13 protein-coding genes are annotated in these 14,614 nt (G+C 34.2%); all 13 read right to left on the bottom strand.

Features of this window, described 5'->3' with window-relative positions:
• Positions 1 to 53 precede the first annotated feature (53 nt).
• Positions 54 to 1,814: a rhamnan synthesis F family protein gene (locus FQ204_RS09115; protein ID WP_144210862.1), complete on the bottom strand. Its 1,761-nt coding sequence runs from the start codon at positions 1,812 to 1,814 to the stop codon at positions 54 to 56.
• Positions 1,811 to 3,562 carry a glycosyltransferase family 4 protein gene (locus FQ204_RS09110; RefSeq protein WP_144210860.1) on the bottom strand — a complete coding sequence of 584 codons (1,752 nt, stop codon included), beginning with the start codon at positions 3,560 to 3,562 and terminating at the stop codon, positions 1,811 to 1,813. Before FQ204_RS09110 ends, FQ204_RS09115 begins: the two co-directional genes overlap by 4 nt.
• 24 nt (positions 3,563 to 3,586) lie before the next feature.
• Positions 3,587 to 4,807 carry an ABC transporter ATP-binding protein gene (locus FQ204_RS09105; RefSeq protein WP_144210858.1) on the bottom strand — a complete coding sequence of 407 codons (1,221 nt, stop codon included), beginning with the start codon at positions 4,805 to 4,807 and terminating at the stop codon, positions 3,587 to 3,589.
• Positions 4,807 to 5,613 carry an ABC transporter permease gene (locus FQ204_RS09100; RefSeq protein ID WP_144210856.1) on the bottom strand — a complete coding sequence of 269 codons (807 nt, stop codon included), beginning with the start codon at positions 5,611 to 5,613 and terminating at the stop codon, positions 4,807 to 4,809. Before FQ204_RS09100 ends, FQ204_RS09105 begins: the two co-directional genes overlap by 1 nt.
• Before the next feature lie 2 nt (positions 5,614 to 5,615).
• On the bottom strand, positions 5,616 to 6,551 hold the full coding sequence (locus tag FQ204_RS09095; RefSeq protein WP_144210854.1) for a glycosyltransferase family 2 protein: 936 nt from the start codon (positions 6,549 to 6,551) through the stop codon (positions 5,616 to 5,618).
• Positions 6,548 to 7,696: a beta 1-4 rhamnosyltransferase Cps2T gene (cps2T, locus tag FQ204_RS09090; protein WP_144210852.1), complete on the bottom strand. Its 1,149-nt coding sequence runs from the start codon at positions 7,694 to 7,696 to the stop codon at positions 6,548 to 6,550. The genes FQ204_RS09095 and cps2T overlap by 4 nt, the downstream gene beginning before the upstream one ends.
• Before the next feature lie 107 nt (positions 7,697 to 7,803).
• The gene (gene rfbD / locus FQ204_RS09085; protein WP_144210850.1) at positions 7,804 to 8,655 is read right to left on the bottom strand and encodes a dTDP-4-dehydrorhamnose reductase; all 852 of its coding nucleotides are present in this window, start codon (positions 8,653 to 8,655) and stop codon (positions 7,804 to 7,806) included.
• Positions 8,656 to 8,727: 72 nt separating this feature from the next.
• Complete coding sequence (locus tag FQ204_RS09080; protein ID WP_144210848.1) at positions 8,728 to 9,654, bottom strand: glycosyltransferase family 2 protein; 927 nt, start codon at positions 9,652 to 9,654, stop codon at positions 8,728 to 8,730.
• A 103-nt stretch (positions 9,655 to 9,757) separates the two neighbouring features.
• On the bottom strand, positions 9,758 to 10,408 hold the full coding sequence (locus FQ204_RS09075) for an excalibur calcium-binding domain-containing protein (RefSeq protein ID WP_144210846.1): 651 nt from the start codon (positions 10,406 to 10,408) through the stop codon (positions 9,758 to 9,760).
• A 25-nt stretch (positions 10,409 to 10,433) separates the two neighbouring features.
• Positions 10,434 to 11,978, bottom strand: a complete 1,545-nt coding sequence (locus tag FQ204_RS09070; protein WP_144210844.1) for a DUF2142 domain-containing protein — start codon at positions 11,976 to 11,978, stop codon at positions 10,434 to 10,436.
• 33 nt (positions 11,979 to 12,011) lie between these two features.
• A complete protein-coding gene (locus FQ204_RS09065; protein WP_144210842.1) occupies positions 12,012 to 13,013 on the bottom strand; it encodes a glycosyltransferase family 2 protein in 1,002 nt (333 codons plus the stop codon).
• 2 nt (positions 13,014 to 13,015) lie between these two features.
• Positions 13,016 to 14,284 carry a lipopolysaccharide biosynthesis protein gene (locus tag FQ204_RS09060; protein ID WP_144210840.1) on the bottom strand — a complete coding sequence of 423 codons (1,269 nt, stop codon included), beginning with the start codon at positions 14,282 to 14,284 and terminating at the stop codon, positions 13,016 to 13,018.
• Positions 14,268 to 14,609 carry a DUF2304 domain-containing protein gene (locus FQ204_RS09055; protein WP_144210838.1) on the bottom strand — a complete coding sequence of 114 codons (342 nt, stop codon included), beginning with the start codon at positions 14,607 to 14,609 and terminating at the stop codon, positions 14,268 to 14,270. Before FQ204_RS09055 ends, FQ204_RS09060 begins: the two co-directional genes overlap by 17 nt.
• Between the last annotated feature and the right edge of the window lie 5 nt (positions 14,610 to 14,614).

Genomic DNA, 14,614 nt, shown 5'->3' with positions numbered 1-14,614 from the left:
AATAAGTAAAATTCCTCGATGCTTGTTATAAGATAAAACTAACTTGAAAGACTTCACGAAGTAAGTTTTCTTTTCAATCTTCTCAGTAAATATTTAACAGCACTCCCCGGTCCACGATAGATATATTTCAGAGCCCCTTTAATACCGCCAATATTGTCGAAGTTTATATATGTGTTTGGTAAGGTATCTGGACGGATATTTAAAACAATATTATCCACAAAAGGAGTGATATAAATCTCATTTTTAGAGATTGCATAGTCATAACGTTGAGACCAAGCTAAATAAACTAAAATTCGTTCAATAGAATGTAGAATGGTATGTTGTGGCAATGGTTCTGCTGGAATATCAGCATCTTGCAAATTCAAATCAAATAAAGGCTTTAGAGCATCATATTTGAACCAAATAAAAGTTCCATAACTCATGATAAATGTATTTAATTGATTGAAATCTATAGACCGTTTAATATTCATTCTTTCCCAGAGCAAATTCATATCGTCTGCGAATTTATTTTCATTCCACGGATCAACAATCTTTGTATAACGGAAAAAAGTTGGAATATCAGCAATAACTAAACCTAACCGTTCATCATTTTCCAAACTAGCCATAATTTTATCCGCCGGTTTGATTAACATATCAAAAAGTTCATTTTTCCATGAATCTCCTACCCAATGCGGATATTCTGGAGATTTTTTCGTATGAAAATGACCAATATAGTCATATTTTGATAGTTCATTTTTGAGTTTCAACATCGGAATAACATCACGACCGCGATTCCCAGTAATATAAACTTTGCCTACCTTGCCGCATTCTGTTAGAATCTTATCAATTTCTGCTTTCTTTTTCTCAGAATCTGTTGTCAAAAATAAATCATAATTAAAATGAAAATTTTCAAAAGCCGTTAAAAATACTTCCAAAAGATCTACATAATAAGTATGGAGATGCACCGCAACTTTCTTTTGATTTGAATACTGAAGTTGATTATCTTTTAATACTTTTCTATCAAGCAAATATGGAGGCGTTGGTAAACTCATATCAGACATGTGAGATAAAATAAATTCTATCGGATAATCTGATACCTTTTCAATCTCTTGCAGTAAGTAAGGGGATAAATGTTGAGTTAAATCAAACGTTTTTATCTTAATAAAAGGAACGTGATTTTCCAACAAAACATGCGGATAATGAATTGTGAAGTTACTATGGAAGAAGTCATCCTTTAAAGGCACTGTATCCAAAATTGCCTGGTATTTAAAACCTGCATCTACAAATTTCTTAGTGTACTGGGTCTCATAATTATCAATAACCTTTTGTACATCTATATAATTTTCAACCGATTGCCAGAAGTTTTGAAATACAGTTGACTGAACGAGTCTCTTTTTAAAAGAAATAAAATAAGATTGAAGATGCTCATTAATGAACAGATTTCTTTGTTTTACTTCTTGATGATTTGTCATTCCCCAAAAATCTACTTCTGAATCAGACTCATATCTTTGATAAATAGGTTCCATATCCCAAAGTGGACCAAAACAAGTATCGTTCATCACGGTAATTGAATCATATTCTTTCAACTTATCAAAACCAACTAGATCCATGCCATCGTGCCAAGCTCCAAAATCATAGCCAGTATTTTCACGTTGAATAAATTCATCAATCAGCTTTTTGTCACGAAGTTTTTCTACTTCAGATAGGCTTAACTGACTATTTGAAATGAAAATAAGTTTTTCAAATAAAGGTCGCATATGCTCAATTTGGTAAAATACATGTCGACTGATATGGTCGTATTTATTAAAATGAACATAAATTAATAATCGTTTCATTGTCTTCTCCTAAAGAAGTTAATAATTTTAGTCGGAATTATCCAGCGTCGGCTTCCTATAACCGCATTGTATTCATGAACTAATTCTTGATAATTACATTCTAACTGGTGAATGCGCTCTTCCAAATCCGTAATGTTCTCCAGCAATTTCTGGTTAACTTCATTCGCCTCTGAAAGCTCAGTCAAAACTGAACCTTCTTTCATAGGATCAGAAATATCTTTCATTTCATACGAAAAAAGAAATTCTGAATCCTCAACATCATTAATATGATAATGAAGCTGAGGATCATTTTTCCCGAAAAGCAATTCATTAGAAAGCAAGAGCCCGTTTGTAAAGGCGACTTTCAACTCTGTTTGGTTATGATAAGTTTTTAGACTAACGTTTTTATAATAATTTGGAACCTCAGATAAATCAATTCTCAATCTAGCCGCTTCATGTGGTATCTGAAAATAAAGCTCATCTGCATATTGCAATGGGAATTTCAGACTATTTGTTTCCGAAAATTCTTCATCCGCCCGTGCATAAAAAATCGTAATATGCTGGTTCTTTATATTCAATATGGAATGATTTGGCAACGTTTCTCCTAACATGGTGCTAAGAGCTTGTAGTGATTTTTCTGTTCTTGTCGAAAGAGATGCTATATTTGCAAGTAAATTATTATAACACTTATCAAGTGTATAAAGCTGTTTAGCTCTCTCGCTTGCAAGAACTGCATTACTCTTATTTATATCGAAATTTTCAAGAACATCTGCCATCTCATCAGCCAATGAATCAATATTTCCTAACTGATAGGTTGTACCTACACCAAAATACTCTTTCACTGATTTATAACCATTATTATTTGAAACTATTGTAGGAACTCCTCTTAAAATAGATTCAATAAAAACAAGAGGAAAGGCTTCGGATTTAGAGGTGTACACACAAATATCTGAATCTGTCACTTCTGTCCATGGCTGATCATTATAAGCTAAAAATTGGACATTGGTTAATTCATATTTCTCAATAAAAGCATCGCATTCTTCTTTCGCCTCTTTTTGCCAGCCGCCAATAAAAATTAAAGGAATATCATAGCGACCCAGTTTTTTATAGGCTTTGAGAAGCTCAATTTGATTTTTATTTTCATTTATAACACCAATTGAAACGATTCTTCTTTGATTGGACTTGCCCAAAACTTCAGATGTAAATTGTGTGTAAGGAATAAATGTTTCTAAATTAGCAGGATTGTTGTTTAGCGCAGCTAATGTTTGAGCTAGATTTCCTCGTACAGAAAAAACTTTATCCGAATTCTCAAAAATAAAATTCATTTTTTTAGTATAATATTGAAATTCTCTCTCTGGAAATTCATGAATAAGCCAAAAATGTGGAATATTCTCACAGGCTGCTGCTACAGCTCCTTGGAAAACATTTGCTGTGTTAGAAATAACTAAATCAATATCTTGCTCAACAATAATATCTCGTATTTCTTTAATATTCTTTTGATAATATATTACCCTTTCTTCCTTAGAAAAAAGACGCTCACCAGGTGCTTCTTCCCACCACCATTTTATCGTAGATAGTGGAAATAAATGAACATTGGCATTAGACAGCTTGCTTTCATAATTTGCATGAGTTGGGTGCCCATTTTCAGGATAGACGTTGTAAATATCATAGCCTATTTCAGATAAATAAACCATTAAATTCGTTATTGATTTCTCGGCTCCATTATCTAATGTTCCAGTTGGAGAGATAAATAAAATACGCTTTACCATATTAAGCCCTCGCTTTGTAAAGTTTTATGTGTGCGATTCTTGCCAACTTCCATTTCTAACAAGTAAACCTGTTGCTGAATCTAGTGCAGATTCGTCATCCTCTGGAATATCATTCCGTTCAATAAAGACGATTGGAGCTTTTGAAGATACGGCAAAGGCTAAAACACGTTTGTCAGAATCACGAACAGTTGCTTCCAATCTTAAACGAGCATGATTTAAATAAGGAAGTTTGCATGTATAGATGACTTTCTTTTCTCCTGTTCCACTAATTTTTAAATCCATAGAATTATCATTGTAATAGCCATAATTAGTGTTAATATCAACGAACGACATAGCAATATGAGTCTCAATATCTTGAAGCTGTGTAAAAGTAAATTCAAACTTCAATTCATCGTCTGGTGTTACTTGATTTGGAGATAACAATTTTACTTCAAAGTTCTCAACCAATGCAACTTGTTTCGTTTTATTCTCTGAAGCAGTAGCTTTTTCTTGTGTTGGTTGAATCGCATTATCAAAGCTATACTGATTTGCAACATCATCAGGATTTCCAATCGCCTTAATCAATCCGTCCTCAATCAAAACAGCTTTATTGCAATATTTCTTAACAGCGCCCATGTCGTGCGTAACAAGAATGGTTGTTTTCCCAGATTTTTTTCGTTCTAAGAAATAGTCGTTACATTTTCTCTGGAAAGCTTCATCACCGACTGCAAGAACTTCATCAAGAATGAGAACATCACCTTGTGCTTTAATCGCGACCGAAAACGCCAAACGAACTTGCATTCCGCTTGAATAATTCTTCAGTTTTTGATTCATAAATTCATGCAACTCAGCAAAATCAACAATGTCATCGTACATGGCATCAATTTCTTCTGTTGTAAAACCAAGCATAGCCCCATTCATATAGACATTTTCACGTCCAGTTAATTCTGGGTTAAAGCCAACACCAAGTTCAATAAAAGAAACCATTTTCCCGTTGACTGTGACTTTTCCTTTCTCAGGGACATAAATTTGAGAAATGATTTTTAAAAGAGTGGACTTTCCTGAACCATTACGGCCCACAATCCCAAAGAAATCACCTTCTTCAACTTCAAAGTTAATATCTTTTAAAACATGTTGTTCCGTATAGCCTTTAATTCCCTTAAAATAATTGACTAAATTGGTACGTAAACTTTGCGTTGCTTCAGTAGGAAGTTTAAAATACTTGCTGACATGATCAACTTTTACTGCAATTTTTTTATCTGACATTATAAAATCTCCGCGAATCTCTTAGCATTTTTGTGGAAAATATAATACCCAATTCCAAAAATAAAGAAAGGAAGAATGTAGGGTACCATAGCAACACCTTTATGACCAATTAAATCCCAGCCACGCATGCTTCCTGAAAAAACAATATAGTGCCGCAAATCTTGAATAATCTGTGCCAAAGGATTTAGCATCATGAGTTTTGCAATTGTTACCTGACCACGTTGCAAAATAAAGGTAAGAGAGTAGATAATAGGTGTCGCATACATTCCTGCTTGCATCACCACTTCCCAAATCGGACCAATATCTCTATATTTAACAAATAACGTTGCCAACACAAAAGCGATTCCTGTTGAAAATAAAATCAATTCAACAAATAATGGGACAACTGTGAGCCAGCCAATGGATACTGCTACTCCATTAACCAAAGCAAAGATGAAAACGACCAATAAATTAATAGAGTAGTTAATTGCTGCGCCGACAACTGAAGAAATGACAATAATTTCTTTTGAAAAGTTCAGTTTCCGAAGCAAATCACCACGAGAAACGATAGACATCATTCCCATATTTGTGGCTTCAGAAAAGAAATTCCAAGTTACCATACCAACTAAAAGACCAATAGCATAATGTGGTGTTCCATCATCAAATCTCAAGAAGCGCACAAAAACTAAATACATAATCGTAAACAAGAGCAAGGGCTTCAAAATGGACCATAAATGTCCAATCAAGCTCCCTTGATACCGTAATTTAAAATCTGTTTTAATCATCTCGCGTAAGAGAATCATATTTTTTCGACTAAATAAGTCCATCATTACTCCTTATAAGCAAATTTTGTAAGAATGAGTGTTGTAAAGACAAAAGTATGGAAGGCACGATTTTTTCGATAGCCATATTTTTGAAGACGGCGCAAACGCTCCATAAAAGGGACTTCCATGATTGTCACAAAATTTTCAATCAGTTCTTTATTTTGAGCAGTCAGAGGCAAAGCCAATAAATTCCTCGCTTGTTCTTGGCTATCTTGAATCAATTTCCAATATTTGGCAAAAAGAATATGCGGGCGAATCCAATTTTGCATTCTTTTTCTGAGGGTTCTTGCACCTAAAACATTATTGGAATGTTGCCGATACAATTCGCTTGGGTGGTCTATATAGACTAAACGACCAAAAGCTGCTGCCAACAAAGCTAAATACCAGTCATGCATGAGAAGGTCATGAACTTCTTGACCTGTCCATAAGTCAGCCAGATCTTGGTTAATCATCGAAACGCCGCCTGTAACAGTATTTTCTGTTAATTCTTGAAGCAGTTCTGTGTTTGCATGGTCAGACTGTGTACGAATCATACTTTCATGTACGACATTTAACTCTTGATCAACAACTTTTAAATCCGTGTAAACCAGTAAAGGTTGACTGCCATCGTACTTAATCGCTTCTTTTAGCTGCATTTCTACTTTCTCAGGCAACCAGACATCATCTTGGTCGCTAAAAAAGTAAACATCTGATGTTTGATATTTCAAAAGATAAAAGAAACTTTTGATAACACCAAGATTCTCGACGCTATCAGGATTCACAAAATGAATGCGATTATCTTTTTGACAAAAATCTTGAATAATCTCACGCGTCCTGTCTTTAGAACCGTCATCTCGGATTAACAGCTGCCAGTCTGTATAGGTCTGCTGCCGAATACTTTCAATTTGTTCTGCTAAAAACCGTTCACCATTGTAGGTGGACATGAGAATGGTCACTTTCATGATAAGAATAATTCCTCGTATTCACCCACAATTTTTTCCCAAGTGTAGTGTTCTTTCATGTTTTCTTTCGCTGCTTGACCTAGGTCTGAAAAGTCGGACTGTTTATCTACCTGATGAATGAAATCAACTAGGCTGTCTTCTTTCTTATCCCAGTAAAGAGCCGTTTCTTTTGCCACTTGTCGGTTAAAGTCCACACCCAGCACTAAATTCAAATCTGTCTGAGCTAGCGCCTCCAGCAGTCCTGGATTGGTACCTCCGACTTCGTGACCGTGAATGTAAGCAAAAGCTTGATTGCGAATATACTTCAATAAATCTTGATCATAAACGGTTCCGACAAACTTAATCCGCTCATCTCGGTCAAAATTTGTTTTTTGTCGTAGTTCTTCAAAATAAGCATTGCCTTGATGATTGCAGACAATCAGTAAATCTCGTTGCGTCTGTGACTTCATAAACTCACGAATGATGATTTCATAGTTATTTTCTGGAACAAAACGCCCAACAATCAAATAATAATCTTTTTCTTTACTTGCCCACGTGTCAAAAAAGTGTCGGACTTTTTCATCCTGAGCAGTTAAAGATGACAAGCGCAAATCGGTCCCATAGGCAACAAAAGTGGTTTTAGCCCACGGATAAGCTTTCTGGATATAGCTTTCAATTCCTTGATTGTCCGAAATCACCAAATCGGCATGTTTAGTCATCACTTTCTCAGAATATTTGAGGTACTTTTGAACGGGCTTAGACCACTTGGCACGTTTCCACTCAAGTCCATCAGGATTGATATAAAAGATACCACCAGCATTGTGAATTTTTCGAGCAAAAGGTGCGATAAAAGCGCCGATTGTATTTCCTAAAATATAAAAAATCGGTTGAGCAATTTTTTGACTGTTTACTAACTTCAAAGCGTAGTTAATTGCCATCATATCATAAGAAATAACGCGAGCTGGACCAAGTTTTGGTGCTTTAATCGTAAAACAATCTACGCCTTTGTAATCAAAATGATGATAAGCTTCATCATCTGATAAACAAGCTACATGGTATTGGATTTGAGGAGATAGGCGGTTCTCCACTAATTTCTCAACAAAGGTTTCAAATCCACCATATTTAGCAGGAAGGCCACGACTTCCGATGATGAATACATGTTTCATGATTTCCCTCAATTCAAGATTTTGCAATCTAATCTATTATATCACTTTATAAATCGTTTGTGTAACATAAAATAGAAAAGAAAAGCAACCTTTCGGCTGCTTCTACCTTATTTCTTTCCTTGTTTATAAAATTCCTTGAGGGCATCTTGCCAAGTTGGAATGACAAAGCCGGTTTCCTTAGCTTTAGCGAGGCTCATGGTAGAATTGAGAGGTCGCTTCGCTTTCGCTGGAAACTTGCTAGAGTCTACTGGCAAAACTTCGACATCTGTATCTTTTAAGATTTCCACTGCAAAATCATACCAAGTCGTATCTTCTGTAGCATCATTTGACAAATGATAATAACCAAATTCTTTTTGATTTTCTGCTAAGTACGTCATAAATTCAGCCAACGTACGCGTCCAAGTTGGACGACCATGTTGGTCATTCACAACAGTCAGGGTTTTATGTGTTTTCGCTAAATTTTGCATAGTGAAAACAAAGTTCTTTCCATAATTTCCAAAGACCCAAGCTGTGCGGATAATGTAGAAACGGCTAGAATATTTCTCAACCAATTCCTCTCCCATGCGCTTCGTGCGACCATATTCCGTCTGAGGATCGGGTTGATCATCTACTTCCCATTCCTGCCCAACTGGCTTATCTCCAGCAAAAACATAGTCTGTAGAAATGTAAACAAGTGTTGCACCATGCTTTTCTGCTGCTTTAGCAACATTTTCAGTTCCTGTGACATTGATTGCATAGTCCAGTTCTTTACCTTCATCTTCTGCTGCGTCCACAGCTGTATAGGCAGCACAATGATAAACAAGACTTGGCTTCACTTCTGCAAAAACCTTCTCTACCATTTCGGCATTTGTAATATCCATTTCTGCCACGTCAACTGCCACATACTCTTCATTGCGTTCATCTAAAAGATAACGAAGTTCTGTCCCAAGCTGTCCGTTAGCCCCTGTAATTAAAATCATTTGAAATTCCTTTCTGAACAATAAACATTCAATAAATCCATTATATCAAAAAAAGCAGAAAAAATCTGCTTTCTACTTGCTCTTCTCTTTAATGACATAAATTGGTCTTTTTTTGGTTTCCATGAAAATTTTTCCAATGTATTTACCAAGAATGCCAATTGTCAACAACTGAAAACCACCTAGAAAAAGAATAATCGAAACCATAGAAGGCCAGCCAGACGTTGGGTCACCAAAAATCAACGTACGAACAATGACAATCATGATAAGGAAGAATGCCAATAAACAGGCAACAACACCTCCCCAAAAGGCTATCGTCAAAGGAGCATCTGAAAAGTTGATGATCCCTTCTAAAGAATAATTCAATAATTGCCAGAAACTCCAACTGGTTTTTCCTGCAACTCGTTCCACATTCTTATACTCCAAATATTCTGTTTTAAATCCAACCCATGCGAATATTCCCTTGGAAAAACGATTGTACTCAGAAACTTCTAAAATGGCATCTACCATTTGCCTGCGCATGAGACGGAAATCACGCGCGCCGTCCACCATCTCAACTTGGCTAATTTTATTAATCAATTTATAAAACATCCTAGCAAAAAAACTACGAATTGGTGGTTCTCCATCACGTGTTGTCCGTCGTGTCCCCACACAATCCAAATCCGAGTTCTTCTCTAGCATAGATTTCATTGTAAGTAAAAGTTCTGGAGGATCTTGCAAATCCGCATCCATGACAGTCACTAAATCACCAGTTGCATGTTTGAGACCTGCATACAGAGCTGCTTCTTTTCCAAAATTTCTCGAAAAAGAAAGATAACGAACATTATTATTTTTCTGACTGAGTTCTCGTAAAATAGCTAAAGTTCTATCTTTTGAGCCATCATTGACAAAGATGTATTCAAAATGATCATTTATTTGAGATTTAATTTTTTCCATTTCCGCATAAAACAACGGAAGCGACTCTTCCTCGTTAAAACAAGGAACGATGATTGAAATTGTCATTTTAGCCTCCTTATATCATTAAATATATTCTAACATAAAAATAAAAAAGTTAGGAACAAAGCCTAACTTTAAAAGGACTATTTAAAAATAAATGATTTGCTAACTATTCACAAGCGACCCCGTCTCCATCTTTATCCAATTTACTACTATAACCAGGCTGTCCACGATAAATAGGAGTTACACCGGCTCTTCGGGCAGCTTCACAATTTGGATACATTTCTGGATTAGCTATATTTCCTGAATTAGAAGACGATTGATGAGAAATTGGAGCTCCTAACCCAACAGCATACCAACTAATACCTTCATAACGCCAACCAACGTGAGTTAAATGCACTTTTTCTGCTTCAGATAATGTGTAATGATGACTACCTGCTCTAGCATTTGGATTATAAAGTCTATATAATGGATATTGACCAGAAGATTTCCATGCCACTCCTTCATATCTCCATCCTGACTTAATAAGGAAATCTCTTTCATTAGCATTCAAAGTATAATGATGATCGCCAGCATTAGGATTGTACATTCTATATACATCTTGTCCTTGCAAAGGAGCAATCCAACCACCCCCCTCATAACGCCAGCCCACTCTTGAAAGCATTTCTTTTTCATTCCAATTAGCTGTATAAAAATGTTCGCCACTATTTGGATTATACAGACGGTACATTTCTAAGCCTTCATTGTCAGCGCTAGCCTTTTCAACTCCTAACAGTATCATTAATATCAATAAAACAAAACCGCTTAGTGCTTTTTTCATTTTACATCACTCCTAACTTTAGCTATTAATTTTTAAAACCATAATATTGAAGTACTGTTAACACAACAGACATCATTATAAAGACCAATGCAATAAATAAAACAAAGGTATCTCTTTTCTCCTCTTCTTCTGAAGAGAGTGTAGGGGATATCGGCACAAATAGTTTAATACTATTAAACGTTAAACCTAAAAGTAAAATAACCCCAGTAAAATATCTACCTTGAACACCTTGAATAGCAATTTCATTAACTTTCCCCCACATTAAATAGGCTGTCATCAAAATGCCAAACGTAATTCCAACCCCGACTAAAAAAGTTCCATATTTACTAATTTTAGGTAAAGGATTATATTGAGGTATCATAAATATGACACAACTGATAAATATTAAATAGAACCATAGTAAGTTTCCTAAACCATAGGTTAACCAGCCAAATGTAAACAGGGAAGGGATTTTATTTGGAATTAAATTCACCCACTCTTGCACAATCATTCTTAAAAATTCATTCATATGTCCTATTGTGTATTTAATCTTTTCAACTGGGTTTACATCAGAAGTTACCTGATTCATATTAATATTACTAGATAAACGCAACCAAAAGAAGCTTAAAATTCCTACTAGCAAAATGAGCCCAATAATAAATACATAAGTATACCGATCTGGTAATTTCTTTTTTGGTATAAATAATAACAATCCTATCAATAATACATATGGCAATTTCATGGTAGTCATTATTAAACATAATGTTGCAAATAATAGAATATCTAATAAAGAAACCTTATCTTTTTGAACATACTCACAAAACAAAGCAATAATCAAGAAGAGAAACCCATTCACCATACCGTCTGTACTGAAAGAAGAGGCTAAATATACACTCATTGGTAGCATCGCTAGACTTGCGAACAATAATTCTTTCCCCTTAGCTTTTTTTATAGCTAACCTAATTAACAACGCATAAGCCAAAAGATTACATAAACGCCCTAAAATGATTGAAGATAGAACACTTAATCCTAAAATCTTAGCGATTGTCAAGCCAAATACTTGGGGTAAATAAGGAATAAACGATGAAGCATTCGTTGCTAAAAATTTAGGATAACGTGCAGTTTTTGAAGAGGTCTTAACTTTATCTAACCCAGAATGTATCAACGGTTTTTTAAATACTTTTTCAGCTTCTACAGCATCCTTAGAAACTCTAAACTCTGAAGACTTTTTGGGAAGATAGAGGTGCGCTTCTGATATGTACAAAGCTCTTGAATAATGAGCAGTCTCATCAGGAACATCTAAAACAGGAGTTAAAATAACAAAAAGCCCCCCCGAAAAAAGAATACTCCAAAATACCTTATTATGCAATTTTCCAGGTAAACAAATAGTTATGCTAAATACCAAACCTGTTATAAACAATAAAGTCCTTGGAATGGTAGCCGTTGAACCACCTAAATAAAAATAAGTAAGGAATAACAGACCCCATAATCCAAATAAATATTTCCAGCGTTTTGTTATATTCAATACAAAAGAATAAAACCAGCCTTTTATATTGAACATAAACGACCAATTAATAGACTTCTTTATCACAATTACCCATTCTCCAATCTTTTTAATAGAATATTAGCGTTTTTTTGCCAACAATAGTAACCCAAACCATTCATTCTTCAATACTTTTAAAAACAATGGTACAACGTAAGCTAGTTTAGAGTGAATATTTACTTTTTGTACACCTTGTTTGATATATTTATTCTTTTCCCAGTTTTTTCCAAAATACTTTTCCATAAAGAGGATAATATCTTTAAAATCTTGCTTCTTCACTTCTGGATATTTCAACAATCTGTAGGTATGACCAACACATAGATGTTCCAAAGCTAAATATTGTAATTCTTCTTTATATTTATCAAAATCATCACCAAATAAAGCAAACAGATATTCTAAAGCATCATAGATATCAAAAATATTTGACTTACTTGAATTCATGATTGAGCCAGAAGTATCAACTGTATATCGGTATAAATATTTTTTTATATAAGAAATACTAGTGCATTTTGAAGTCATATAGGGCATCAATGCAACATCTTCATAAATTTTCCCTTTTGGAAAATAATTGGAATCAAAAAAATGTGACTTGTAAATTCTAGTCCAAGAAGCGTGTTTTGTTAGCATGAATGAACGAATGTTATTGTTTGAATCTTTACTATCATTAAAGAAAGGATTGACATTTAAATGTTTTATCAATTTCTCATCACTATCAATTAAATCAAAATCAAAATAAATAACATCATTTCCTTTTGCTAACAAAAACTCTGTTAAATAATTAGGATATATACAATCATCTGGATCAATAAAAGTGGTATACTCACTATCACAAACTTGATTTAATCCATAGTTTCTTGCATCTGACACTCCTCCATTTTCTTTTGAAAACAGTTCGATAAATGGATATTTTGCAACATATTCCTTAATGATCTCTTCCGAATGGTCCGTACTCCCGTCATTAACACAAATAACGCGGAGCGCGCATTTCTCTAAATTGTCTTGATTGACAATACTATCTAAGCATCTTCTTAAATATTTTTCTGTATTATAAACGGGAATAACGACAGTTAAATCATACTTCATTCTTATTTCCTTTTTCTCCCAGCTACCATATAAATGCCAAAAATACCGACTAAATAAGCGGTCATAACAATCAAAAAGCTGAGTGCTGCACCTAACATATGATGATGATAAATAAATGGTTCTGTCACCAACTTAGTGATAACTAATAATACGATATATAAACCTACTAATAAGTGTTGTTTTCGAATAATGGTTAAAATATTTTCAAAAACAATGGCTAAGGCATATAAAACTCCTGCAAAGATTAAAATTGCAAAAGGAAGAGTGTATTGTGATAATGCCACTCCAAATACCAAACTAAGAATTGGAGTACCTATGAAGTAAGCCACTATCGTAACGGCTATCCCACCTAGAAATAAATAGAACAAGAGCTTTTTCACAATTAGAGAAAATTCTGCATACTTTTCTCGATTCCACAAAATAGCCATTTGGGTTATTAGGGGTCTAACCATTAAAATGATGAGACTCATAAAAAAAACAGGCATAAAAAGAATGTTAAAATCACGTTGCATGCCAGTCTGCAAAACTCCTTGATTTAGGCCTTTTTCAATAATAATCTTAGGCTCGTTTAAAATATATAATAAAATAAATCCATTCACAAATAATGGCCAACAAGCCAGAAAAATATCTTTTATATCTTTTTTGTAATTGCTAGAGAAGAGTTCTTTCCAGTGAATCGTTTCAAAATACTTAAGAAAACTGGTTTCATAAAAAATGATAACTAAGCCATTCCAAACGACTAATGAAAATAAACCTACAATCACAGATTTGGAAAGCAAAATACTAAAGAACAGAACAACTACACTAGTAGAGTAGCGATAGAACATTGTTTTCCCAGCTATATCCATACGTTCTCTTTGTTGAAATAAGCCTTGAAATAAATCAGACACCGCATCCCACATACGATACAAAATCATTAAAAATGTCAGTAAAATCGTTTCAAAAGAATAACGGCCTTCTCCGACAATATATAAATAGGGATACAATGTAACCAACATCGCTAAAATTGTTATCAACCTAGTTTGAAAATATCCTATGAACGAATGCTTTTGATTCACATCCGTTCCTTGATAATTTCTGACTTGAAAAAGTCCGATAACAATCCAAAGAGTCCCAATGGAATTCGCCAAGCTAAATTGGTCTGCTACTTTGGCAGAAGTTAATCTTGTTACAATTAGTAGATAAAGGACAGAAACTCCTGAAGCCGCTAAATTCCCCAATAAATTCCAAAAATAAATCTCTTTAGCAGAAGGGTTAGTTTTTATTTTCATCTTTATCCCTCAATGCGATTGTTTGAACTAAATTTTTAAATTTTGTATCTAATTTTGATAATTTAAGGGTGAGTTGGAACTGATTGATGAGCAATAAAAAAATGACAAATAAAAAGATAAAATTGACCGCTGATACAATTCCTAATGCACTTGCAATAGTTTCTGCTAAACTTGGGAAAATGCTAAATACTAATAGAATTAAAGAGAAAAACACCCAAAATATAGCATCGTTGATTTGAACTTGTGATTTTCGAATGCTACGCAAAATAAAGGCACAAGTCATAACAGAGACAAAAATCAATACAATTTGAAACCAAATAGTCATTTAAT

The sequence above is a fragment of the Streptococcus constellatus genome, assembly GCF_902167705.1.
Lineage (GTDB): Bacteria > Bacillota > Bacilli > Lactobacillales > Streptococcaceae > Streptococcus > Streptococcus constellatus_A.
Note: the sequence above shows the minus strand (reverse complement) of the source record. Positions and strands in the feature narration are given on the sequence as shown.

What these genes read in the sequence shown, in the direction of transcription:
- FQ204_RS09115 (WP_144210862.1), bottom strand. Translation starts at nt 1,814, where the DNA reads ATGAAACGATTATTAATTTATGTTCATTTTAATAAATACGACCATATC.
- FQ204_RS09110 (WP_144210860.1), bottom strand. Translation starts at nt 3,562, where the DNA reads ATGGTAAAGCGTATTTTATTTATCTCTCCAACTGGAACATTAGATAAT.
- FQ204_RS09105 (WP_144210858.1), bottom strand. Translation starts at nt 4,807, where the DNA reads ATGTCAGATAAAAAAATTGCAGTAAAAGTTGATCATGTCAGCAAGTAT.
- FQ204_RS09100 (WP_144210856.1), bottom strand. Translation starts at nt 5,613, where the DNA reads ATGGACTTATTTAGTCGAAAAAATATGATTCTCTTACGCGAGATGATT.
- FQ204_RS09095 (WP_144210854.1), bottom strand. Translation starts at nt 6,551, where the DNA reads ATGAAAGTGACCATTCTCATGTCCACCTACAATGGTGAACGGTTTTTA.
- cps2T (WP_144210852.1), bottom strand. Translation starts at nt 7,696, where the DNA reads ATGAAACATGTATTCATCATCGGAAGTCGTGGCCTTCCTGCTAAATAT.
- rfbD (WP_144210850.1), bottom strand. Translation starts at nt 8,655, where the DNA reads ATGATTTTAATTACAGGGGCTAACGGACAGCTTGGGACAGAACTTCGT.
- FQ204_RS09080 (WP_144210848.1), bottom strand. Translation starts at nt 9,654, where the DNA reads ATGACAATTTCAATCATCGTTCCTTGTTTTAACGAGGAAGAGTCGCTT.
- FQ204_RS09075 (WP_144210846.1), bottom strand. Translation starts at nt 10,408, where the DNA reads ATGAAAAAAGCACTAAGCGGTTTTGTTTTATTGATATTAATGATACTG.
- FQ204_RS09065 (WP_144210842.1), bottom strand. Translation starts at nt 13,013, where the DNA reads ATGAAGTATGATTTAACTGTCGTTATTCCCGTTTATAATACAGAAAAA.
- FQ204_RS09060 (WP_144210840.1), bottom strand. Translation starts at nt 14,284, where the DNA reads ATGAAAATAAAAACTAACCCTTCTGCTAAAGAGATTTATTTTTGGAAT.
- FQ204_RS09055 (WP_144210838.1), bottom strand. Translation starts at nt 14,609, where the DNA reads ATGACTATTTGGTTTCAAATTGTATTGATTTTTGTCTCTGTTATGACT.